Origin of the sequence: Litoribacillus peritrichatus, from assembly GCF_039537985.1 — a bacterium.
GTDB classification, from domain to species: Bacteria; Pseudomonadota; Gammaproteobacteria; order Pseudomonadales; family Litoribrevibacteraceae; genus Litoribacillus; species Litoribacillus peritrichatus.
In genome coordinates this window covers 1-21,039 of the sequence record NZ_BAABBN010000002.1, presented here as the reverse complement: position 1 = coordinate 21,039, position 21,039 = coordinate 1, and the positions used below count along the sequence as shown (strand labels likewise).

The window sequence follows — 21,039 nt, the reverse complement described above, 5'->3', positions numbered from 1 at the left end:
CTCACTACTTCAATCCATCAAAAGAATCAGGCGGGATATTATTTAAACGCATCGCAGCACTGATGATTCCTGAAAATACCGGTGCCGCAACCTCTCCGCCATAATACCTGTCTCCGGAAGGGCCGTTAATCGTCACCACAACCGAATACCTTGGCTTCGAAATAGGCGCAATGCCTGCAAAATATGCGATGTAAGCATCATCCTGATAACCGCCTTGTCCCACTTTATGCACGGTTCCGGTTTTTCCTCCCACGCGATAATAGGGTACTGCTGCACGAGTGGCGGTGCCGCCTTTTTCCGTCACTGTCTCCAGCATCAATAACACTTGTGACGCAACCCGTTCAGACATCACCGATTCACTCCGAATGCCTTCAATTTTACTCACTTCTGAACGAGACATCAGCGTCAACTCCGGCCGCTCTCCGTTATTTCCAAACGCAGTGTAAGCACCGGCTAACTGCAATGGGGTAGCAGATAGACCGTAACCGTAAGATAAAGTTGCTAACTCAATGGGCCTAAATTTTCTTTGCATCGGCAACATGCCATTTCCCTCACCAGGAAAACCTGTACCCGGCGCCTGGCCAAACCCTGCTTTAAAAAGCGTCAGCCAAATTAAGTCACTTCCTAAATTTTGAGCCAGCTTAGTGGTACCCACGTTGCTCGACTTTTTTATGATTCCGGTGAGATCCAGCTTACCGTAGTTCGAATGATCTCGAATTGTTTTACGGCCCACCCGAATATAACCCGGAGAAGTATTTACTTTCGTCGAAGCGGCGTAACGACCCGATTCCAATGCAGTCGCAATGGTAAAAGCTTTAATCGTTGAACCCGGCTCAAACGTATCGGTGATGGCTCTATTTCTTAAATCACTGACTTTCAATCGAGACCGATCATTCGGGTTATAAGACGGTTGGTTAACCATCGCCAACACCTCTCCGGTATTCACATCTACCACCACCGCACTGCCCGATTCAGCCCGGTGTTTAATGACCGACTCTTTAAGCGCTTTATAGGCCAAATATTGAAGCCTCAAGTCAATGGACAATACCAGGTCTTTACCGTCTTCAGATTCAGACACTTGTTTAATATGACGAATCACTCGCCCCTGAAGATCCTTAATAACTTTTCGCTCACCTGACGAACCTTTTAGCCAGTCATTAAAAGCCAGCTCTACGCCCTCTTGCCCCTCATCATCAGTATTGGTAAATCCAATTACATGCGCTGCTACCTCACCTGCCGGGTAAAAGCGTTTGTACTCCCTTTTGCTGTACAGACCTTTCAAACCAAGTTCGAGTACTTTTTGGGCCTGCTCCGGAGGAAGCTGACGTTTCAGGTAAACAAATTTCCGCCCTTTTGAAGCACTGAGCTTCTTCCGTAATGCAGGCTCCCTCAGATCCAGCAAGGCTGACAACGCAGTGACCTGCTCATTCGATAGTTCAGGAAAAAACGAAGGGTTAATCCAAATAGATTCAACAGGCGTACTGACCGCCAAAGGCTCTCCGTTTCGATCTAAAATCATCCCACGATGCGCCGGATCAGTTTCCGTACGTACCATTCTGAGATCACCCTGATTTTTTAAGAACGCCTGTTCGGATAACTGAAGATAAATAAGACGATAGCCCAACCCAAACAGCAGCAACAAAATAACCAGCAGAACAAGACGTGTTCGCCATAACGGCATAAAAGAGCTCACGCCTTCACCTGAACTCTCCTTTTCTATTATTTTCTTATAGCTAGCGCCCATTCGACATCACCAGCTCAACATCCTTGGCCTTAGGCAAAGCCAAATTCAAATACTTAACAGCAACCTGCTCAACCCGGGTGTGCGCAGATAATGCGCTTTGCTCTAAAAGCAATTGCCCCCATTCGGTTTCCAGTGCATCTCGTTCTTGTTTTTTCATTTTCAGCTCATGAAATAAGCCGCGACTGTAATGCGCGGAATACACAACAGATAAAGAAGAGCCGACAATCAGACTTAATAAGAAAATAAAAAACAGGGAGTAACGCGTTAAAACATGCCTGGGAAAATCCAGTTCTATTTGCCAGACCCGACGAGTCTTCTCTTGAATCCGATGAATCCAAGAGAGGCGTACTGGTGCTGAGTCCTGAGGGTTTTTAGCCATTTTTAAAGTTTAACTGCGGCTCTAAGCACTGCGCTTCGTGCGCGAGGGTTTTGCTTAATTTCTTCATCACCAGGTTTGGACGCTTTGCAACTAAGCTTCATCGTCCGGGCAATTTGATCATCGGTCACAGGCAAGCCTTTCGGAAGCTGCTTACCTTTGGCCTGCTCTTTCATGAACCGCTTAACAATTCGGTCTTCAAGTGAATGAAAACTGATCACGACCAGGCTTCCACCGGGTTCCAACACCTCAAGAGACTGTTCTAACAAGTCTTTCAGGTCACCCAGTTCATTATTAATGTGTATCCGAATTGCCTGAAATGAACGCGTTGCCGGGTGCTTAAATTTGTCTTTTTTAGGCACAGCGCCACTGATCAGATTAGCCAACTCCAACGTATCCGAAAGCGGCTGCTCTTCACGGCGATTTATGATGGCACGCGCAATTCTTCTGGAGAATCGCTCTTCGCCGTATTCCCACAGAACACGCGCAATTTCAGATTCTTCAGCAGTATTCACCCAGTCGGCGGCCGATTGGCCCGCCGACGGGTTCATACGCATATCCAATGGTCCACTTTTTAAAAAGCTAAAGCCACGATCCGCATCATCCAGTTGAGGTGAGGAAACCCCCAAGTCAACCAGTACGCCGGAAACCTTTCCTACTTCATCGCGCCTTTTCATCACCTCCCCCAGGGAAGCAAAACTGTCATGTTCGATTTCAAATCGCCCATCTTCCTCAGCCAGCTGATTTCCAACCTCAACCGCCTGCGGGTCTTTATCAAATCCGATTAGCCGCCCTTCGTCCTTCAAGCCATTCAGGATCAAACGACTGTGCCCGCCCCTACCGAACGTGCCATCTACGTATAGACCATCTGGCCGTTGAAGCAGTAAAAATACAGCCTCATCCAATAACACAGTTTCATGTTTAAATTTTTTTTCGGTCATCAAAGCGATAGATTCATCATCTCTTCTGGCAATGAATCATCATCAGAGTCATCATCCAGATATTCATCTCTACACCGCTCCCAGAGCTCTTCACTCCAAAGCTCAAATTTCTTACCCTGACCAATCAACATCAACTTCTTATCTAAACTGGCATATTCTCTTAACGGTGCAGGCAATAACACGCGTCCACTTCCATCCAGTTCTAAATCCGTTGCATGTCCTATCAATAAACGTTGAATTCTGCGAGCAGCACGATTAAAACTAGGAAGCGCTTCAATTTTTTTCTCAATCACTTCCCACTCAGAAAGCGGATAAATCAGTAAACAACGTTCCTCGGTATCGATAGTAATTACCAAATTACCACCAAACTGCTCCATCAATCGCTCACGATAGCGCGTAGGAAACGCCATGCGTCCCTTGCCATCCATATTGATTGAGCTTACACCTCTGAACACTATTCCCCACCTTGCGACCCTTTTTTCCAAAAAGAGCCACTTTTATCCACTTTCCTCCACATTTCGACACTATAAGAAGACTCTTGACTTTTTGCAAGCAAATACATTATTTAGAAAAAAAGGCAAAACCCTTTTAAATCAAGAAGATAAAAACAAAAGCTCAAGACAAACTGAGAAAAATAAGCATAAAAAACAGACGAGTAGAGACAAAACCTAATAATCCACATTAAGTTTAAGACTAAGGTATCATTAGAAGAGTACTAGGAATGCAAAAAAGGAATATCTAAAGAAAAGTTCCAAGCCAGCCTGTAAGCCGGGTTTTGTCGAGGATAATCATTCATCTAGGCTTTTTGTTGCCAAAAAGCTCAAGCAACCTACCCGAATCCACTGCGGGCAGCAGCAAACGGATTCCTATTTGGTCTTGCTCCGAGTGGGGTTTACCATCGCCGTAAACTGTTACCAGTTACGCGGTGCGCTCTTACCGCACCATTTCACCCTTACCGGCTCTAACGAGCTTAGGCGGTATACTCTCTGTTGCACTGGCCGTCGGCTTTCGCCGCCCAGGCGTTACCTGGCACCCTGCCCTGTGGAGCCCGGACTTTCCTCCCCCTGATTACTCAAGAGCAACCAGGCAGCGATTATCCAGCTGACTTGGAAAACGCATAGTACTGTATATACCCTCAGCCCTCAAGCGCTTTCCGAGAAACTATTCCGATAACTCAAGCGCCCGCTGATAAATTTCTTTCTTTCTCAACCCCGTAATCTCAGACAGCAGTGCCGAAGTTTGTTTCACACCAAGGTATTTAAGCGAAGATTTAATCATTGAGTCCAGACCTGCCAAGCTGGCAGACACCTCTCGCTTATCCGCCCCTTGAACCATCACCACCATTTCGCCCCGTTGCTGATTAGAATCCTCCTCAAGCGTTTCAATGAGCTTTTCAAAAGTGCCAGACAAAAAGGTTTCATATGTTTTTGTAACCTCCCTAGCCAAGACAACTTTTCGCTCACCAAACACCTCATTCATATCCACCAAACAAGGCAGTATACGGTGCGGAGATTCATAGAAAATTAACGTCGATGTATCAGACAGGTGCTCATTGAGTTTATTTTTCCTTTGGCTGCTCTTGGCCGGTAAAAAACCAATAAAACTAAAGTAATCCGTCGGTAAGCCGCTGGCACTCAGTGCGGCAACCGCTGCACAAGCTCCCGGTAACGGCGACACACGAAAACCGGCCTCCCTCACTTTATTCACCAAATGATAACCAGGATCAGAGATCAAAGGCGTACCCGCATCACTAATTAAGGCAACAGTATTACCCTCCTGAAGCTGCTGGACAATCCAGTCAGATTTTCCTCGCTCATTGTGATCATGAAGGGCAGTTAAGGCGGTTTTTATTGCATAATGATCAAGCAATCTGCCACTGTGTCTGGTATCCTCACAAGCAATTAAATCAGCTTCATTCAACACCTTTAAACTTCGCTGGGTAATATCATCTAAATTCCCAATTGGCGTAGGTACGATATATAAAATAGGTTCAGAGGGTCCTGTGGACATAGTTAAATTTCAATCCGCTTCAGTCATTAGAAAAACGTTAGTATATGGGTTACTCATTCTCCTGTCTGCCTGTGCTTCAACACCGGAACAACATCACCAGGCAAGCACGTCATCATTTTCTAACGCGGATGCCTTTTTAAATAAAGCACTGTCATCACAAGAGCCTTTTTCTTCACAGTTCAGAATTGAAGCGGCCAACGAATACTTCAACGTAAAAGAATACGACAAAAGCTTATCAGCACTGAATTTAGTACCAAAGTACGACAACTTAAACCAGCAACACCAAGCTAAATATATCTACCTGAAATCACTGACACTTTTCTTCACTAAAAGTGATCAAGCATTATCCTGGTTCGACAAAATGACATCCGACCTTCTCGCCTCTTTACCGGAAGACGATCAGTGGTCTTGGCAAAAACACTATGCATTACAACTGGCTACTTCTGAACAACTGACGTTAGCGATAGACCTACTCTCGCATTTAGAGCCGATTTTAAACACCACCCAGACAGCAGAATTCAACCAAACCATCTGGCAAGTCCTTACTGACAAACCAGCCTCTTTGCTTTCTGAGAACATCAAAGAATCGCATTCAGACGTCGTCAATGGCTGGATTGAACTTGCGATGATCACCAACAGCCAAACAGCAATTCAATTCAAAGGCATCGCGCTGGCCCGGTGGCAGTCAAAACATCCAGACCACCCTGCATTGAGCAACCTGCCAACAGAAGTAAAAAACATCCCTCAATCCAGCAACGTCAACATCCGCTCCATTGCGGTATTACTTCCTCTAGAAGGAAAATTTGCCAGCGTCAGCAAAAGCCTGGTACAAGGCATTTTAATGGCCAACTATCAGCTCCCTGAAGATATCCGACCAGAAATTCAAATCATCAACAGCAACACCGACAATTTTCTCGATACATACAATGCAATTGAGTCCGATTTGATTTTAGGCCCGCTCAGCAATAAGAACGTCAAGCAACTGTTAACACTTCCTCAATTGAAACACCCGACCATTGCCCTGAACTCTCCAGAAACAACGCAACTGCCGACCAATTTATTCTTCATGGAACTGCAAGCAGAAGACGAAGCCCGCACCATGGCAAAATTCGCCATCAAAGAAAATAAAAAAACCGGGGCGATTCTCACCTACGATTCCAACAAAGGCATGAAACTCGCCTCAGCGTTCAGCCAGGCATTTAACAACATGGGCGGTAAAATCAGCCATATTCAAGCCTACGAAGGGACTTGGGCCAACAGTCTTAAAAAACTCCTTGAAATTGATAAAAGCAACCAAAGGGCACAACAACTCAGCCGGTTACTTAGATCCCCCATCGAATTTACTGCTCGCCGACGAGACGATGTCGAGTTCATCTACAGCCCACTCAAATATAAAGACCTTCGTCAGACCAACCCGTTGATGGCATTTTATTTCGCCGATTCTATTCAGGTGTACAGCAATTCCGATATCGCCAGCAAATTACACTCCGGTAAAACAGATAAAGACCTAAACAAAGTCATTTTTGCGGATTCAAAGTGGAATCCGTCAAGTTACAGCGCTGCAAGCCTGCTACCCACCAAAGATCAACCCAGAGCCAAACTCTATAGCTGGGGAGCAGATATCTTTGCCACAGCCTTTAACCTTCCAAGCCTACTGGCCATGAACAATCAGCAAATTGAAGCATACAGCTCAAACATCTATTTCGACGGAAAGCATCAATTCATCCGAGAATTCCCTGTCAGTCATGTTCGCTATGGAAAGCCATATGAGACGGCCACTCCGCCAATTACTATCAACTAAACAAATTGGCGATAAGTATGAAAGCATTGCAAGGGCTCATTTAGAAACCAATGGGCTCAAAATCCTTAAGAAAAATTACTTATGTAAGCTTGGAGAAATTGATATTATCGCTCTCCATAATGACATTGTGGTCTTCTGTGAAGTCAGATCAAAATCCAATACGTATTTTGGCCAGCCAGAAGAGACAGTTGACTCAAACAAACAGCAACGAATTCATCGAGCCGCGAATCACTTTTTAATCAATACGCCTCGACTCAAAAACAGTTTTTGCCGATTTGATGTGATCAGTATCATTTTCAATAACGATCATCACCAAATCAACTGGATTCGAAATGCCTTCTAAATTGCCCTGATGAGAACCAAATGAGTCTGCAAGATCGCATACAAATGCACATCGGCCAATCCGTAGAAACAAAAATGCATACGGCCGAATTATTAACCGACGACATATGCCTCGTTAGCCAATGGCTGATCGGCTGCCTGGTGAGTGACAACAAAATCATCACCTGCGGTAACGGTGCATCGCTCGCTGTAGCTCAACTGCTCTCAACTTCGCTGCTGAATAAGTTTGACCAAGACAGACCCGGCCTTCCATCCCTCACCATCGGGACAGACAGCTGCGCAACCAACGGCATTTCCAACTCGTTCAGTTTCGCCGAGGTCTACGCCAGACAAATAAAAGCTTTAGGCCAGCCTGGTGACATCCTAGTCATCATCAGCACCGGCGGAAACTCCCCTAACATCATTCAAGCCATTCAGGCCGCTCACGACCGTGAAATTGCAGTCATCGCCCTTACGGGTGGCGATGGCGGCGGGGTTGCCAGCCTATTAACAGAGCACGATATTGAACTTCGCGTGCCGAGCGACATCAAACCCATCATTCACGAAGCACACATGAGCATCATTCACTGCCTGTGCGACCTTATTGATCACCAACTGTTTGAGGAATCTCAATGACCCCCATCAAGGCTTTAGGCGTTCTCTTCATAGTAACTTTTATGTCGGGATGCGTAAGCTTACTGGATGCTACGTCCGACACCCCGATCGAAGAACACAAAGGCACCCGAACCCTTGGCGCCGTTGTCGAAGACTCCAACATCGAAACCAAAATCAGTGTTAACCTACGAAAAGCCTCTGAATATCTGAAAAATTCCAACATAGACACCATCAGCTTCAACGGCACCGTGTTATTAGTGGGCGAAGTTCCTGATGACGAGAGCAAGACATTAGCAGGCGAAGTGGCCTCCAAAACGCGAGCTGTCCGTAAAGTCTATAACGAATTAAAGGTTTCCGGTGTCAGCACTTGGTTGTCGCGCGTTAACGACAGCTGGCTCACCACCAAAGTATCGACCCAAATGACATTTGAGAAAAACCTACCCAGCTCTAGAATCAAGGTAGTCACGGAACAAGGTACCGTCTACTTAATGGGCCTGGTCACCAAAACGGAAGCGGAACACGCCGTTGCCATCACTCAAAAAATTTATGGCGTAGAGCGCATTGTAAAACTATTTGAATACATCTAGCCCCATAAGCTAGACAATAAAAAAGAGCCATGCGGCTCTTTTTTATTTTACAACTTTCAAACTTGGCTTAGATTTTTCAGCTGGCTTTTCATCCGCACTTGGATCATCAACCACCTTCAAAGGCGGCTCATCATCCGGCTGAGGAGCACCTGGCTCTGCACCAAAGACCATACCTTGACCGTTTTCCCGAGCATAAATCGCCAAGACAGCTACGATAGGTACGTAAACTCGCATTGGCACACCACCAAACCGGGCATTAAAATCAATTGCGTCATTACTCACAATTAAGCCACGCACAGCAGAGGGTGCAATGTTTAGAATAATTTGTCCATCTGATACAAAATCCTGAGGCACCTGCACATCCCGAACACCGGCATCAACAACGATGTACGGAGTGAAGTTGTTATCAACCATCCACTCCTGCAGTGCTCGAATTAAATAAGGCCTACTTGGCGTCATTATCCTAACTCCGAGATTTCATTAAAGACACATTTCTCTTTCAGCTTCAGACAAGCTCGCCTGGAAAGATTCACGATCAAATAAACGAGTCATGTAGTTCTCAAGCCCTTTAGGCGTGGACTCCGGCAATTGAATACCCAGTCTTTTTAAACGCCACAATATTGGACCCACCAAGCAATCAACAACCGTAAAGTCATCGCTCATAAAGTAAGGTTTTTCTTCGAAAATGCCCGCAACAGCAACAATACTATCTGTTAAACGCTTACGAGCGGCTTCCACATCACCCTTACCCGCTAGGATCTGATCAACCAATGGACTCCAGTCTCGTTCGATACGATACATCCAAAGACGGCTTTGCGCACGCGCTACCGGATAAACAGGCAACAGAGGAGGATGCGGAAAACGCTCATCCAAGTACTCCATCATGATCTCTGGCTGGTACAACACCAACTCACGATCAACCAAAGTTGGTAATTCGTTATATGGATTCAATGTAGCTAAATCTTCTGGCTTGCTATCTGGGTTAATATCCAGAACATCAACCGCTACACCCTTCTCAGCCAGTACAATACGAACTCGATGGCTGTAATGACTCTCGCCGTCAGAATAAAACGTCATAGAAGATCGTTTGGCAACTACGCCCATAATTCACCCCAAATTAAAACCAAAAATAGGGTGTGCGGTTAAACCGTACACCCATTTGTCATTTTTACTATACCACTGTATTAGTGGAGATCTTTCCAGTATTCACGATTCAGTAAATACGCAAAGATAAAGAAGACAGACAAGAACAGCATGACATAAATACCAATGCGAATACGTTTTTCCTGCATTGGTTCTGCAGTGTAAACTAAAAAGTTTACAAGGTCATAAACCGTCTCTTCGTATTCAGCTGGTGTTAGCTTGCCTTCTTCAGCCAGATAAAGCACATCACATTTTTCTTCAGTAATGTCCTGACCAGTAAGTACATCCACTTCAACCGGTACCTGTGCACAACCTTTCTTTTGAAGCCCTTGCAGTTCAGCCAAAACATGCGGCATACCTACATTAGGGAACACTTCGTTGTTCACACCGAACGGACGAGTTGTATCTTCATAGAACGTTTGCAAATAAGTATACAGCCAGTCTTCACCACGTACACGAGCAACCAACGTCAAATCCGGTGGCGCAGTACCAAACCAACGCTTTGCTGCATCCACAGTCATTGCGTTTGTCATGTGCTGACCGATTTTAGCACCATCAAAGATCAGGTTTTCAGTCACCAGATCATGAGGAATGTTCAAATCGTCTGCGACTCGCTCATAGCGAGAGTATGCCATTTCATGACAACCCTGGCAGTAGTTCACGAACGTCTGAGCACCGTTTTGCAACGAAGCCTTGTTCGAAACATTTGGCTTCATATCATCCAAAGGATATCCGCCACCTGCTGCCACTGCCAAAACAGGAGCAACAATGCTTAACAAAAATACAGAAAGTAGTTTTTTCATTAGCCTGTCACCCTCTCTGGTACCGGTTTAGTCTTTTCTGCCTTTGTGTACCAAGGCATTAAAATAAAGAATGCGAAATACACAACTGTCATCACTGGCGCTAACCATGGTGGCTGAGCGTATGCAGGCAGAGCACCACAAACACCAAGCACAACGAATGAAACAACAAACAGTGCAATTGCAATCTTACTCAGCATTCCCTTATAACGAATAGAGCGAACCGGGCTGCGATCCAACCAAGGTAGCACAAACAGAATAGCAATCGCTGCCGCCATCGCAATTACACCCAGTAACTTATCAGGAACCGCACGCAGTACTGCGTAGAACGGAGTGAAGTACCAAACTGGCGCAATGTGATCCGGTGTCTTGAACGGGTTAGCCTCTTCAAAGTTAGCATGCTCTAAGAAGTAGCCGCCCATTTCTGGCATGAAGAAAATAATTCCGCAGAACACAAACAAGAAAACAACAATACCCACCAAATCATGAACCGTATAGAAAGGGTGGAAAGGGATACCGTCTTTCGGTACACCGTTTTCATCAAGATTTTTCTTAATGTCTACGCCGTCAGGGTTGTTAGAGCCAACTTCATGAAGCGCTAAAAGATGCATAACTACCAGCGCAACAATCACCAATGGCAAAGCAATAACATGAAGAGCGAAGAAACGGTTCAACGTAATTTCTGAAATCAGATAGTCACCACGAACCCAAGTCGTCAGGTCTTCACCGATGTACGGAATTGCACCAAACAGAGAAATAATTACCTGAGCACCCCAGTAAGACATCTGACCCCAAGGCAGTACGTATCCCATAAATGCTTCAGCACACAAAGCAAGGTAGATACACATACCAAAGATCCAGATCAACTCACGAGGCTTTTGATATGAGCCATAGATGATTCCACGGAACATATGCAGATAGACCACGACAAAAAACGCTGAAGCACCAGTGGAGTGCATATATCGCAACAACCAACCCCACTCAACATCACGCATAATGTACTCAACAGAAGCAAAAGCCCCTTCCTGAGAAGGAACAAAGCTCATCGTCAACCAAATACCGGTTAACAGCTGGTTAACCAAAACCAACATAGACAACACACCAAACACATACCAAACATTAAAGTTCTTTGGTGCGTAGTATTTGCTCATGTGTTTTTCATAAGCTTCTGTGACTGGCAGGCGATCATCAACCCACGCCATCAACCCTTTTTTATCACTACTCATTATGCGCCCTCCTGATCGACACCGACAAGAATCACGTTGTCACTCAAATAAGAATGAGGCGGCACTTCCAAGTTCGTTGGCGCCGGAACACCCTGGAATACACGACCAGCCAAATCGAAACGAGAACCGTGACACGGACAAAAGAAACCACCCAGCCAATCATCACCCAAATCAGCAGGTGCAATCTCTGGACGATATTTTGGTGAACAACCCAAGTGCGTACAAATACCAACCAACACTAGGAATTCAGGCTTAATAGATCGATTAATGCCCTTTACATACGCTGGCTGCTGAGGAACTTCTGAGTTAGGATCTCTTACTGAACCATTAAGTTTCTCTAGATTATCCAGAGTTTCTTTAGTTCGACGAACAATCCAAACTGGCTTACCACGCCATTCAACAATCATTTGCTGACCTGGTTCCAGCTTACTAATATCCGCTTTAACCGGAGCCCCTGCAGCTTTCGCTTTTGCACTTGGGTTCCAGGACGCTACAAACGGGACCGCAACTCCTACTGCGCCAACTGCACCAACTGCAGATGTGGCTCCAATAAGGAGGCGGCGGCGCCCTTTATTTACGCCTTCTTGATTCATGCTAGGTTATCTCCCATCAGCCAACCGAACAGAATCCGCTAACAATAAAATGCAACGAATTCCAGCACACTCTCGTTATGTCATTTTAGTCGCGGAATACTATAGAAAATAACCCTACAATACAAGCGACTAAAGACGAATAGAGCCTGATATAGATTGATATAAGGCAAAAAAAAGGCACTTCCAAAGAAGTGCCTTTTTCCAAACAGAAATCGAATTAACGCTTCGAGAACTGTGGACGCTTACGCGCTTTACGTAGACCAACTTTCTTACGCTCAACAACACGAGCATCACGAGTTACATAACCCGCTTGACGAAGAACCGGACGTAAAGTCTCATCATAAGCCATCAATGCACGAGTAATTCCGTGACGGATAGCACCCGCCTGACCTGAACCACCGCCACCGCTTACAGTAACGATAACATCAAACTTCTCTAAGTTTTCAGTTAGCTCTAGAGGCTGACGAACAACCATACGAGCCGTTTCACGACCAAAATACTCGTCCAAAGAACGACGATTTACAGTAATTGAACCACTACCTGGTCTTAGGAAGACACGTGCAGCGGAACTCTTGCGGCGACCTGTACCGTAGTATTGTGTTACAGACATAATGACTTCCGTTAGATATCTAGTTCTTGAGGCTGCTGTGCAGCATGTGGATGTTCAGCACCAGCATATACTTTCAACTTAGAAAACATTGCTCGGCCTAGCGGATTCTTAGGCAACATACCTTTAACCGCTTTCTCAATTACCATCTCAGGCTTACGATCAATTAACTCAGCAAAGTTCATTGAACGCATACCACCTGGATATCCAGTGTGACGGTAGTACATTTTATCTGCAGACTTCTTGCCTGTTACCTGAATCTGCTCTGCATTAACAACAACGATATAATCGCCAGTGTCAACATGAGGAGTGTACTCAGGTTTATGCTTACCACGAAGGCGTGATGCCACTTCAGTAGCCAGACGACCCAAAGTTTTACCTTGAGCATCTACAACATACCAATCGCGTTTAACTGTTTCTGGTTTTGCGCTAAAAGTTTTCATTCTTTCCAGCCTATAAACGGCAAATTATAAAAAGCAGCGCATTCTACACAAATAGAAATACATCTGCAAACCAAACTTTAAAGCGGACTCTTTCAGCGTGGGAAACTGAGCGGCGAATTATACAACAAAATACAATTAATGTAAGCCCCAAAGGTTGTAACAGACTCCCCGATTCTATATAAATATAGAAAGTAGGTAATTCTAATAATAAGACAAGGTTAAGAGATGATAAAAACAACAATCCGCCATCCGTCTATCTCCCTGATTGCGAAACTAGGCATCATCCTCAGCACAGCTTTTTCATCCGTCAGCCTTGCAACCGCAGGTGAGAAAACCCTGATTACTGCAACTCAGCTAAAACTGAATACATTCCAAATATCAACCCGCTTTCATCAACTTACGCTTCATGAAGGTGATACAGCAATTCAATCCAAGCTGGAAGAAGACATAGAAGCATTGAGAGCCAACCGCTCCCTACTCGAAACGCAAGATGCACCAGAAAGCAAAGAAGCCATTAAAGAAACCATTGCCATTTCAGAAGATTATGCCCACTTTGCACTGAGCAACGAAATGGCTTCCGAAGGTTACACATCTCAGTACGCGATCAACGATCTACACAAAACACGCTTAAACCTGATAACAACTCTCAACAAAATCATTGAGAAAGAATTAGAAGTAATAGGTGAGTCGAGCAAATACGAGCTATATAAAGCCGCTACATTAATGCAAAAGATGACATCACAATACGTTCGCAGAGCCAATTCCACTGGCGGTGCAGGCGTTTATGTTGCGAACGAGGAAAACCTGGAAACACCAGATGTGATGGCTCAGCAATTTACAGAATTACTTTCTACCCTAATGAAAACCACAAAAAATGATCCAAACATTGGCGCCCTGATTCGAAACATCGACAGAAAATGGCGTTTTATTAAGCCATCATTCGAGAAATACAATCAAAACACGGTACCTTACTTGGTAACAAAGTATTGCGATACCATCGTGACTAAATTTGCAGAAGCGGCGGATAAAATCTAAACATCTTGGCCCAAACCGTCTAGCCCAAATAAATTACAACTGTTGCGATAAACTGTATCCGCAACAGTTGTTACCGGCAACTGAAGTAATTCTGCCAACAGAGCCACAACCTTAATTACCGTCTCAGGTGTATTCCTTTTTCCTTTAAGCCACTCTGGCGACATATCCGGGGCATCAGTTTCGATCACCACTTGCGTTAAGCCTAAGCGAGTAACCATTTGTCTGACCTTATTGGCGTTTTCCCAACTGATAACACCGCCTAACCCAATGTAAAAACCTCTTTTTCGAAACTCATTGGCTATTTCATAACTCCCCGAAAAGCCATGAACAACCCCTTTATTTACGTTGAAGTAATCCAATAGATCCAAAACTGCCTGATCACACTTACGGTTATGTATAATCACCGGCAATGACAGACGTGAAGCCATTTCAAGCTGCCTGGAAAAAACCTCTTTTTGTAGACCAAAATCATTTGAGCAAAATTTATCCAACCCCATCTCCCCCAAAGCAATCAGCTTTGAGCCAATAAGATTAGAAGTTTTTAAGTATTCACTTAACAAACTAAGATCGCTAAGGCTGGTTTTGTCCACAAAAAAAGGGTGTATACCTGCTGCGATATACACCCCTTGATGACAACTTACCAGAGTTTCCAGTTTCTCCATCACTGAAAACCTAGTCGCAGGAATCAGAAAGCGCTGAATACCCAGCGCCTTACATCGGGAAAGTAAGCCCGCCCGATCCCCATCAAAGCAGTCAAAGTCCAAATGACAATGCGTATCAAAATATTGATTCACTAATGCTCTCTGGTTGATCTGAAGCGTACGTCAGGCCAACGCTCCTCCATCATAGTCAAATTAACTCGGGTAGAAGCCAAATAGGTTAAATGACCACCGCCATCAACCGCTAGCCCATCTGAAGCTTTCTTTTTGAAGTCTTCAAGCATCTTAGGATCATCACACTCCACCCAACGCGCAGTAAATACATTTACAGGCTCATAAATGCATTCCACTTTGTACTCATCCCTCAATCGCTGAGCCACCACATCAAACTGCAGCACACCAACAGCACCCACCACAAGGTCGTTGTTTCTGGTCGGCATAAATAGCTGAGTTGCCCCTTCTTCACACAACTGCTGCAGACCCTTTTGCAATTGCTTAGTTTTTAATGGGTCTGCCAGGCGAACTCGCCTGAACAACTCAGGCGCAAAGTGAGGAATTCCTGAAAATTTCAGTTCTTCACCCTCGGTGAAGGTGTCACCAATTTGAATTGTGCCATGATTATGCAACCCAATGATGTCACCGGATAAAGCGCTTTCAACATTGGAGCGATCTCCGGCTAAAAAAGTTACCGCATCAGCAATCTTCACATCCTTTCCGGTACGAACATGTTTCATCTTCATACCTTTGGTATATTGACCTGAGCAAATCCTCATAAACGCAATTCTATCGCGATGCTTAGGGTCCATATTGGCCTGAATTTTAAAGATAAAGCCACTCAGTTTTTCCTCGTGGGGATCAACTTCACGAGTCTCAGTATTTCTCGCCTGAGGCTTCGGTGCCCACTGAACAAAATCGTTCAGCATTTCCCGAACACCGAAATTTGAAAGTGCCGTACCAAAGAAAACCGGTGTCATTTTACCTTCTTGATACAATTCCAGATCAAACTCATGACTGGCACCCCGCACTAGCTCAATTTCCTCAAGGAAGTCTTCATACAGACCCCCTAGGTGCGTTTTGGCCTCTTCTGACTCCAACCCTTCAATCCGTACATCTTCAGGAATCGTTAACCCTTTTCCCGACTCGAACACGTAAATGGTATCCGTATACAGATTATATATGCCTTTAAAGGCCTTCCCCATACCGATTGGCCAGGTAATAGGCGCGCATTGAATTTTCAGGATTTCTTCAATTTCATCCATCACCTCAATCTGGTCACGAACTTCCCGATCCATTTTATTGACGAATGTAAATATTGGCGTATCACGTAAACGACACACCTCCATCAATTTGATGGTTCGATCCTCAACCCCTTTTGCGCCATCAATCACCATCAATGCCGAATCGACAGCGGTTAATACTCGATACGTATCTTCAGAAAAATCCTCGTGACCCGGTGTATCAAGAAGATTGACCGTCCGACCCAAATAAGGAAACTGCATCACTGAAGTCGTGATCGAAATACCACGCTGCTGCTCCATGGCCATCCAGTCTGAAGTGGCCATCTTAGTGCCTTTCTTACCTTTAACAGTACCAGCAACTTGAATGGCATTTCCGAATAACAGTAACTTTTCAGTAATAGTGGTTTTACCCGCATCCGGGTGAGAAATGATCGCAAACGTCCTGCGGTTATCAATCTCGACAGCGTGCTTTGACATCAGTAGCATCCAACATTAAAAAATTGCCGACATTATACAGCAACTTTTATCCGGTGTTAGATTCATTCAAAAGTTAAAACGGAATGATAAAAAAAGCCGATACCTGTGTATCGGCTTAAAGAACCAAAGCGAGGATGGAAACTGAGGCTCTATGTGACGGACACCAAGATGAATTACCTTGTGCCAATGCTCAAAACAATTATAAAACCGTTACAATCTGGAACATTAGGGGCAAACGCCATATTTTTACCTTTTGTCGACGAATCAGTCATTTGTATTTATCTTTCGCGTTCCGTTCATAGCGTAACTCATCATAAGTCTTCACCCAATCAGGTAAAAAAATAACAAAACTGACCAATAGCATTCCGCTCAACACACCTTCAGAAATACAAATCACAGGCGCATAGGTAAGGTAAGTAGCAAGTACTCCACTCCCAGAGTGGCCCATCATAATGAGCAACAACCAAAGCCCAGCTGCAGGAATGACTAACGTTAACACCGTCGCAAAAAAACCGCACAAATAAATATAAGCAAACGGATTGTCCAACCAGTAAACAACCAACCGATAGATCAATAAAGAAATAACAACGGGTAACATTCCCCAGAAAAATGTGTTCAGCGGCCAGCCATCCAGAGAATTTACACCCAAAAGAACCAGAGCAACGGAGGCCATCAATACAATAATAGATGAGAAAGCCCAACCAAGAATTAGGGTCATCAGATTAACCCCCAACATATAGATAGAGGCACTGTCGTCTAACCACCCCCTTAACTGCCACAAACACACTACTACAGCAAAAGAGCCAAACACCAAATGCTGCCTGAGACGAAATACAAAAAAGGCAGGCCAATCAATGCTTTTAATCGCAAGCAAAAACTGAAGAAAAATAAGTAACACTAAAATGATATTAATAACGAGAGGTACATCATCAATATCCAGGTACATCGTCAGACCCGCTCATCAATTTTCGTTTGAATTAATGGCAGCTGAAGCACCAACGCGTCCTCCCTCCCGCCTTCACCCGGATAATAATTTTTACGAATGCCTAATTCAGTAAAGCCCAGCTTCTGATATAAATGTATAGCGCTGCCGTTCGAAACCCGAACCTCCAACAACATAAGCTCACAAGCATCACTGATGCAGTGGGCTATGGTTTGCTCAAGAAGATACTGACCAAAACCCTGCTCTCGAAACTTATCATCAATGCATATATTTAATAAATGGGCTTCGCCAACAATATTGGATACAACACTGTACCCCATGAGACCAATAGCAGAGCTTTCTAATACCAGAAAGTAATAATTAGGTTTAAAGCAATCCTGAAAAACGCCTTGCGACCAAGGAAAAGGATAGCCTGTCTGTTCAACTCTAAGGATATCGTTTAAGTCCGACTTCTGAGCAAAACGAACAGTACAGTCTATTGGCCGTTTTTTAATACTAGAAGATGTTTCCATAGTTCCCGCTTAGCTGAGGCAGACATCATGAGTTCATGAAGTTCATCGGAAGTGATAACGTTGGATGAAGCATCGAGAATGGAAGGTAATTCAGTAGACAAGCGCTTTCCTAATAAAAAAAATGTATTTACACCCAAGTCATAACCCTGTTTTTGAAAAAATGCCTTCATACTTTCTTCAAAAAACGGTCGAGACTGAAACTCAGTGGCTGCCTTAACTATAGGCCAATCAACTTTATGCAGAAATTCAATGGAGGCTGATGCACCAATGTACTTTACTACTGCGTCTAAGAAACGCTGCTCCATGGATGACAAAGGATCATCTGTCTGACGAAGAACACAAACACTCACGCCCAACGGGTACCTGATATACAAGAAACTGAAAGGGGCCACAAGCTCTTTGCTTTTACTCTCAGAACCATGTGAGGTCAGCTTAACCTCAGCTGTTTCGGTTATTGTTGGCGGGGATGCATCTTCCGCCCCCATCAAAGAGCGCAGCTGATCTAAAGGAGCGGCGACAGAGGTGGCTGGAGGTGACCCCATTGAATCAGAGCCAGGAGCAATCGCAACAGGAGATCTCTCCATTGCTGGCTCTGGCTCAGGCCAACTTAGTTCAGGAGCGTTAGGTAAAACAAATTTAGGGTACCACTGAGATACCCCCATGACGCTTAAATAACTTTCCTGGATTTGCTGATCCATAGTAATGGCCTAGAAAGGAATTATACGCCTTCGCCCGCTTGAGGGTGCGCTCTCACGACGTTAGCCCCTAACAAGTTAAGCGCATGAAGATATGCTTTTGCCGAAGCAATAACGATATCTGTATCCGCACCAAGGCCGTTTACAATCTTGCCGCCATGATCCAGACGAACCGTTACCTCACCCTGAGAGTCCGTTCCTGAGGTAATCGCGTTTACTGAATAAAGAGTAAGTTCGGTTTCAGAATGGACGATCGTTTCGATAGCTTTAAAGGAAGCATCGACAGGGCCACTTCCCTGAGAAACACCTTTGAACTCTTTACCATCAACAGAAATAACAATTTCTGCTTCAGGTGTTTCGCCCGTACAAGACATTACTTTCAAACTCACCAATTCATACTTATCTTCAAATTGCCCAGAGTTATTATCGCTGACCAACAAGTGTAAATCTTCATCGTAGATTTCATGTTTTTTATCAGCTAAATCTTTAAAGTTAGCAAAAGCATGATTCAATTCTGTTTCTGTTTCGAAAGTATGCCCCAGCTCTTCCAAGCGAGTCTTAAATGCATTTCGACCTGAGTGCTTGCCCAAAACCATTCTGTTGGTATTCCATCCAACGTCCTGAGCCGACATAATCTCATACGTCTCTCGATGCTTTAAAACACCGTCCTGGTGAATACCCGATTCATGAGCAAATGCATTCGCCCCAACAATTGCTTTGTTCGGTTGAACAGCAAAACCCGTCACCGAAGAAACCAGTTTCGAGGTCGGAACAATAAATTGAGGATCAATGTTCGTTTCTATATTGAACAAATCTTTTCGGGTACGAATCGCCATTACAATTTCTTCAAGTGAGGCGTTACCTGCTCGCTCACCTAAACCATTAATCGTACATTCGACCTGTCGTGCACCGTTTTGCACTGCTGACAATGAATTTGCGACAGCCAGACCCAAATCGTTGTGGCAATGGACAGAGAAAATAGCTTTATCTGAGTTCGGAATACGCTCTATCAACGTTTTGATGGTTTCGCCGAACTGCTCCGGAATCGCATACCCAACTGTATCAGGAATATTAATGGTCGATGCCCCAGCATCAATCGCCGCTTCGATAATCCGACATAGAAAATCAATTTCAGATCGACCTGCATCTTCACAGGAAAACTCTACATCAGCCACATGATTACGAGCTCGTTTAACGGCAGCCACCGCCTGCTCAATGACTGCATCAGGCTGCATACGCAGCTTATGCTCCATATGAATAGGTGAAGTCGCAATAAACGTATGGATACGCCCTGAGTTTGCGCCTTTAAGTGCCTCTGCAGCACGATCGATATCTTTATCAAGAGCCCTAGATAAACTACAAATAGTACTGTCTTTTACCGAATCAGCAATGCTTTTAACTGATTCAAAATCACCAGGGCTTGCAATAGCAAAACCCGCTTCAATAACATCAACCTTCATTTTTTCCAGTGACTTCGCGATGCTTAATTTCTCTGACTTTGTCATAGAAGCACCAGGGCTTTGCTCCCCATCACGCAAGGTGGTATCGAAAATAATTACACGATCATTGCTCATCACGAACTCACTGTTGTTATTAATACAAAATTATTAAAGACGAAAAAAACTTACCCTAAATAAGGCAAGGTAACGAACAATTATAAAGCACAAGATAAGCGTTGTGGAACTAATAACACAACTCTCTTTCTAAACTCATTCTTAATTTAAGAATTGAGATCCGTATGAACCTTTTAAAATGCAGTCTTTTTATTATTTTGTTTAGTGTTGTCCAGATATCTCTGGCGACACCACCTAATACAACATCAACAAACAAAGTTCAGACCAACAAGGTTTACCTCTTCACTCAAACATTTTGCCCTTCATGCATCTACGCTAAAAAATATATGACCGAACAAAATATAGATTTCATCGAATTAGACATCGAAACAAACCCGCAAGCGCTGTCTGCGTTCCAAAAAATTAACGGCAGGGGAACACCTATGATGGTCATCAACAAACAAATCAGCTATGGCTTTGACAAAGAGTTTCTTGAGGCCAATATATATTCTGAAAAGCAGTAGATCATTATCTGAAAGTAACAAAAACCAGAGGGTCATCATTGATCATAAAACAGACTGGCAATAAAAAACCCCGATGCGTTAGCATCAGGGTTTTTAAATAAGGCGCTTGACGATGACCTACTCTCACATGGGGAGACCCCACACTACCATCGGCGCGGACCGGTTTCACTTCTGAGTTCGGAATGGGATCAGGTGG

Annotated in this window: 24 protein-coding genes, 1 rRNA gene and 1 other RNA gene; 6 read left to right on the top strand and 20 right to left on the bottom strand. The window is 44.4% G+C overall.

Features of this window, described 5'->3' with window-relative positions; genetic code table 11:
• Positions 1–4 precede the first annotated feature (4 nt).
• The 6 genes from ABD744_RS00135 to rsmI form a co-directional block, all read right to left on the bottom strand.
• Entirely contained in the window at positions 5–1,693 is a 1,689-nt protein-coding gene (locus ABD744_RS00135) for a peptidoglycan D,D-transpeptidase FtsI family protein (protein WP_344794193.1), read from the bottom strand.
• 40 nt (positions 1,694–1,733) lie between these two features.
• Positions 1,734–2,123: a cell division protein FtsL gene (ftsL, locus tag ABD744_RS00130; RefSeq protein ID WP_344794191.1), complete on the bottom strand. Its 390-nt coding sequence runs from the start codon at positions 2,121–2,123 to the stop codon at positions 1,734–1,736.
• Between the two features lie 2 nt (positions 2,124–2,125).
• Positions 2,126–3,061 (bottom strand): 16S rRNA (cytosine(1402)-N(4))-methyltransferase RsmH, encoded by a 936-nt coding sequence (gene rsmH / locus ABD744_RS00125; RefSeq protein WP_344794189.1) that lies wholly within the window; start codon positions 3,059–3,061, stop codon positions 2,126–2,128.
• Positions 3,061–3,516: a division/cell wall cluster transcriptional repressor MraZ gene (mraZ, locus tag ABD744_RS00120; RefSeq protein ID WP_344794187.1), complete on the bottom strand. Its 456-nt coding sequence runs from the start codon at positions 3,514–3,516 to the stop codon at positions 3,061–3,063. The genes rsmH and mraZ overlap by 1 nt, the downstream gene beginning before the upstream one ends.
• A 293-nt stretch (positions 3,517–3,809) precedes the next feature.
• Positions 3,810–4,170: RNase P RNA component class A (gene rnpB, locus ABD744_RS00115), an RNA gene on the bottom strand.
• Positions 4,171–4,222: 52 nt separating this feature from the next.
• Positions 4,223–5,071 carry a 16S rRNA (cytidine(1402)-2'-O)-methyltransferase gene (gene rsmI, locus ABD744_RS00110; RefSeq protein WP_344794185.1) on the bottom strand — a complete coding sequence of 283 codons (849 nt, stop codon included), beginning with the start codon at positions 5,069–5,071 and terminating at the stop codon, positions 4,223–4,225.
• Here rsmI and ABD744_RS00105 point away from each other — a divergent pair.
• From ABD744_RS00105 to ABD744_RS00095, 4 genes are read left to right on the top strand one after another with little or no spacing between them, the layout of a single operon-like run.
• The gene (locus tag ABD744_RS00105) at positions 5,064–6,872 is read left to right on the top strand and encodes a penicillin-binding protein activator (RefSeq protein ID WP_344794183.1); all 1,809 of its coding nucleotides are present in this window, start codon (positions 5,064–5,066) and stop codon (positions 6,870–6,872) included. The two genes, rsmI and ABD744_RS00105, sit on opposite strands and share 8 nt — an antisense overlap.
• Positions 6,817–7,215, top strand: coding sequence for a YraN family protein (locus ABD744_RS23115; RefSeq protein ID WP_425562104.1), 399 nt, complete (start codon positions 6,817–6,819; stop codon positions 7,213–7,215). The genes ABD744_RS00105 and ABD744_RS23115 overlap by 56 nt, the downstream gene beginning before the upstream one ends.
• A 20-nt stretch (positions 7,216–7,235) precedes the next feature.
• Positions 7,236–7,829, top strand: a complete 594-nt coding sequence (locus tag ABD744_RS00100; RefSeq protein WP_344794181.1) for an SIS domain-containing protein — start codon at positions 7,236–7,238, stop codon at positions 7,827–7,829.
• Positions 7,826–8,395: a BON domain-containing protein gene (locus ABD744_RS00095; protein WP_344794179.1), complete on the top strand. Its 570-nt coding sequence runs from the start codon at positions 7,826–7,828 to the stop codon at positions 8,393–8,395. Before ABD744_RS00100 ends, ABD744_RS00095 begins: the two co-directional genes overlap by 4 nt.
• A 42-nt stretch (positions 8,396–8,437) precedes the next feature.
• On the opposite strand, the gene ABD744_RS00090 is transcribed toward ABD744_RS00095, so the two are convergent.
• From ABD744_RS00090 to rplM, 7 genes are all read right to left on the bottom strand, one after another.
• Positions 8,438–8,854: a ClpXP protease specificity-enhancing factor gene (locus ABD744_RS00090; protein ID WP_344794177.1), complete on the bottom strand. Its 417-nt coding sequence runs from the start codon at positions 8,852–8,854 to the stop codon at positions 8,438–8,440.
• Between the two features lie 21 nt (positions 8,855–8,875).
• Complete coding sequence (locus ABD744_RS00085; RefSeq protein ID WP_344794175.1) at positions 8,876–9,499, bottom strand: glutathione S-transferase N-terminal domain-containing protein; 624 nt, start codon at positions 9,497–9,499, stop codon at positions 8,876–8,878.
• Between the two features lie 80 nt (positions 9,500–9,579).
• Positions 9,580–10,341, bottom strand: a complete 762-nt coding sequence (locus ABD744_RS00080; RefSeq protein WP_344794173.1) for a cytochrome c1 — start codon at positions 10,339–10,341, stop codon at positions 9,580–9,582.
• Positions 10,341–11,564 (bottom strand): cytochrome b, encoded by a 1,224-nt coding sequence (locus ABD744_RS00075; protein ID WP_344794171.1) that lies wholly within the window; start codon positions 11,562–11,564, stop codon positions 10,341–10,343. The genes ABD744_RS00080 and ABD744_RS00075 overlap by 1 nt, the downstream gene beginning before the upstream one ends.
• Positions 11,564–12,157 (bottom strand): ubiquinol-cytochrome c reductase iron-sulfur subunit, encoded by a 594-nt coding sequence (gene petA, locus ABD744_RS00070; protein WP_344794169.1) that lies wholly within the window; start codon positions 12,155–12,157, stop codon positions 11,564–11,566. The genes ABD744_RS00075 and petA overlap by 1 nt, the downstream gene beginning before the upstream one ends.
• 217 nt (positions 12,158–12,374) lie before the next feature.
• The gene (gene rpsI, locus ABD744_RS00065) at positions 12,375–12,767 is read right to left on the bottom strand and encodes a 30S ribosomal protein S9 (protein ID WP_344794167.1); all 393 of its coding nucleotides are present in this window, start codon (positions 12,765–12,767) and stop codon (positions 12,375–12,377) included.
• 11 nt (positions 12,768–12,778) lie between these two features.
• Complete coding sequence (rplM, locus tag ABD744_RS00060; protein WP_344794165.1) at positions 12,779–13,207, bottom strand: 50S ribosomal protein L13; 429 nt, start codon at positions 13,205–13,207, stop codon at positions 12,779–12,781.
• A 225-nt stretch (positions 13,208–13,432) separates the two neighbouring features.
• Here rplM and ABD744_RS00055 point away from each other — a divergent pair, with 225 nt between their 5' ends.
• Positions 13,433–14,242, top strand: a complete 810-nt coding sequence (locus ABD744_RS00055; protein WP_344794163.1) for a hypothetical protein — start codon at positions 13,433–13,435, stop codon at positions 14,240–14,242.
• On the opposite strand, the gene ABD744_RS00050 is transcribed toward ABD744_RS00055, so the two are convergent.
• From ABD744_RS00050 to ABD744_RS00025, 6 genes are all read right to left on the bottom strand, one after another.
• Positions 14,239–15,036 (bottom strand): TatD family hydrolase, encoded by a 798-nt coding sequence (locus tag ABD744_RS00050; RefSeq protein WP_344794162.1) that lies wholly within the window; start codon positions 15,034–15,036, stop codon positions 14,239–14,241. The genes ABD744_RS00055 and ABD744_RS00050 overlap by 4 nt on opposite strands.
• A complete protein-coding gene (locus ABD744_RS00045; protein WP_344794160.1) occupies positions 15,036–16,616 on the bottom strand; it encodes a peptide chain release factor 3 in 1,581 nt (526 codons plus the stop codon). Before ABD744_RS00045 ends, ABD744_RS00050 begins: the two co-directional genes overlap by 1 nt.
• Before the next feature lie 268 nt (positions 16,617–16,884).
• Positions 16,885–17,562 carry an energy-coupling factor ABC transporter permease gene (locus tag ABD744_RS00040; RefSeq protein WP_344794158.1) on the bottom strand — a complete coding sequence of 226 codons (678 nt, stop codon included), beginning with the start codon at positions 17,560–17,562 and terminating at the stop codon, positions 16,885–16,887.
• Between the two features lie 2 nt (positions 17,563–17,564).
• Positions 17,565–18,071 carry a ribosomal protein S18-alanine N-acetyltransferase gene (gene rimI / locus ABD744_RS00035; protein ID WP_344794156.1) on the bottom strand — a complete coding sequence of 169 codons (507 nt, stop codon included), beginning with the start codon at positions 18,069–18,071 and terminating at the stop codon, positions 17,565–17,567.
• Positions 18,035–18,769, bottom strand: a complete 735-nt coding sequence (locus tag ABD744_RS00030) for a hypothetical protein (protein ID WP_344794154.1) — start codon at positions 18,767–18,769, stop codon at positions 18,035–18,037. Before ABD744_RS00030 ends, rimI begins: the two co-directional genes overlap by 37 nt.
• Positions 18,770–18,789: 20 nt before the next feature.
• Positions 18,790–20,340, bottom strand: coding sequence for a 2-isopropylmalate synthase (locus tag ABD744_RS00025; RefSeq protein ID WP_344794152.1), 1,551 nt, complete (start codon positions 20,338–20,340; stop codon positions 18,790–18,792).
• A 164-nt stretch (positions 20,341–20,504) separates the two neighbouring features.
• Here ABD744_RS00025 and ABD744_RS00020 point away from each other — a divergent pair, with 164 nt between their 5' ends.
• Positions 20,505–20,843 (top strand): glutaredoxin domain-containing protein, encoded by a 339-nt coding sequence (locus ABD744_RS00020; RefSeq protein ID WP_344794150.1) that lies wholly within the window; start codon positions 20,505–20,507, stop codon positions 20,841–20,843.
• A 104-nt stretch (positions 20,844–20,947) separates the two neighbouring features.
• Here the strand turns inward: ABD744_RS00020 and rrf are convergent.
• Positions 20,948–21,039, bottom strand: a 5S ribosomal RNA gene (gene rrf, locus ABD744_RS00015); the annotation flags it as partial.

Bases quoted from the DNA above. Each gene is read 5' to 3' on its own strand.
- ftsL (WP_344794191.1), bottom strand. From the start codon at position 2,123: ATGGCTAAAAACCCTCAGGACTCAGCACCAGTACGCCTCTCTTGGATT.
- rsmH (WP_344794189.1), bottom strand. From the start codon at position 3,061: ATGACCGAAAAAAAATTTAAACATGAAACTGTGTTATTGGATGAGGCT.
- rsmI (WP_344794185.1), bottom strand. From the start codon at position 5,071: ATGTCCACAGGACCCTCTGAACCTATTTTATATATCGTACCTACGCCA.
- ABD744_RS23115 (WP_425562104.1), top strand. From the start codon at position 6,817: ATGTTCGCTATGGAAAGCCATATGAGACGGCCACTCCGCCAATTACTA.
- ABD744_RS00100 (WP_344794181.1), top strand. From the start codon at position 7,236: ATGAGTCTGCAAGATCGCATACAAATGCACATCGGCCAATCCGTAGAA.
- ABD744_RS00095 (WP_344794179.1), top strand. From the start codon at position 7,826: ATGACCCCCATCAAGGCTTTAGGCGTTCTCTTCATAGTAACTTTTATG.
- ABD744_RS00090 (WP_344794177.1), bottom strand. From the start codon at position 8,854: ATGACGCCAAGTAGGCCTTATTTAATTCGAGCACTGCAGGAGTGGATG.
- ABD744_RS00085 (WP_344794175.1), bottom strand. From the start codon at position 9,499: ATGGGCGTAGTTGCCAAACGATCTTCTATGACGTTTTATTCTGACGGC.
- ABD744_RS00080 (WP_344794173.1), bottom strand. From the start codon at position 10,341: ATGAAAAAACTACTTTCTGTATTTTTGTTAAGCATTGTTGCTCCTGTT.
- ABD744_RS00075 (WP_344794171.1), bottom strand. From the start codon at position 11,564: ATGAGTAGTGATAAAAAAGGGTTGATGGCGTGGGTTGATGATCGCCTG.
- petA (WP_344794169.1), bottom strand. From the start codon at position 12,157: ATGAATCAAGAAGGCGTAAATAAAGGGCGCCGCCGCCTCCTTATTGGA.
- rpsI (WP_344794167.1), bottom strand. From the start codon at position 12,767: ATGTCTGTAACACAATACTACGGTACAGGTCGCCGCAAGAGTTCCGCT.
- rplM (WP_344794165.1), bottom strand. From the start codon at position 13,207: ATGAAAACTTTTAGCGCAAAACCAGAAACAGTTAAACGCGATTGGTAT.
- ABD744_RS00055 (WP_344794163.1), top strand. From the start codon at position 13,433: ATGATAAAAACAACAATCCGCCATCCGTCTATCTCCCTGATTGCGAAA.
- ABD744_RS00045 (WP_344794160.1), bottom strand. From the start codon at position 16,616: ATGTCAAAGCACGCTGTCGAGATTGATAACCGCAGGACGTTTGCGATC.
- ABD744_RS00040 (WP_344794158.1), bottom strand. From the start codon at position 17,562: ATGTACCTGGATATTGATGATGTACCTCTCGTTATTAATATCATTTTA.
- rimI (WP_344794156.1), bottom strand. From the start codon at position 18,071: ATGGAAACATCTTCTAGTATTAAAAAACGGCCAATAGACTGTACTGTT.
- ABD744_RS00030 (WP_344794154.1), bottom strand. From the start codon at position 18,769: ATGGATCAGCAAATCCAGGAAAGTTATTTAAGCGTCATGGGGGTATCT.
- ABD744_RS00025 (WP_344794152.1), bottom strand. From the start codon at position 20,340: ATGAGCAATGATCGTGTAATTATTTTCGATACCACCTTGCGTGATGGG.
- ABD744_RS00020 (WP_344794150.1), top strand. From the start codon at position 20,505: ATGAACCTTTTAAAATGCAGTCTTTTTATTATTTTGTTTAGTGTTGTC.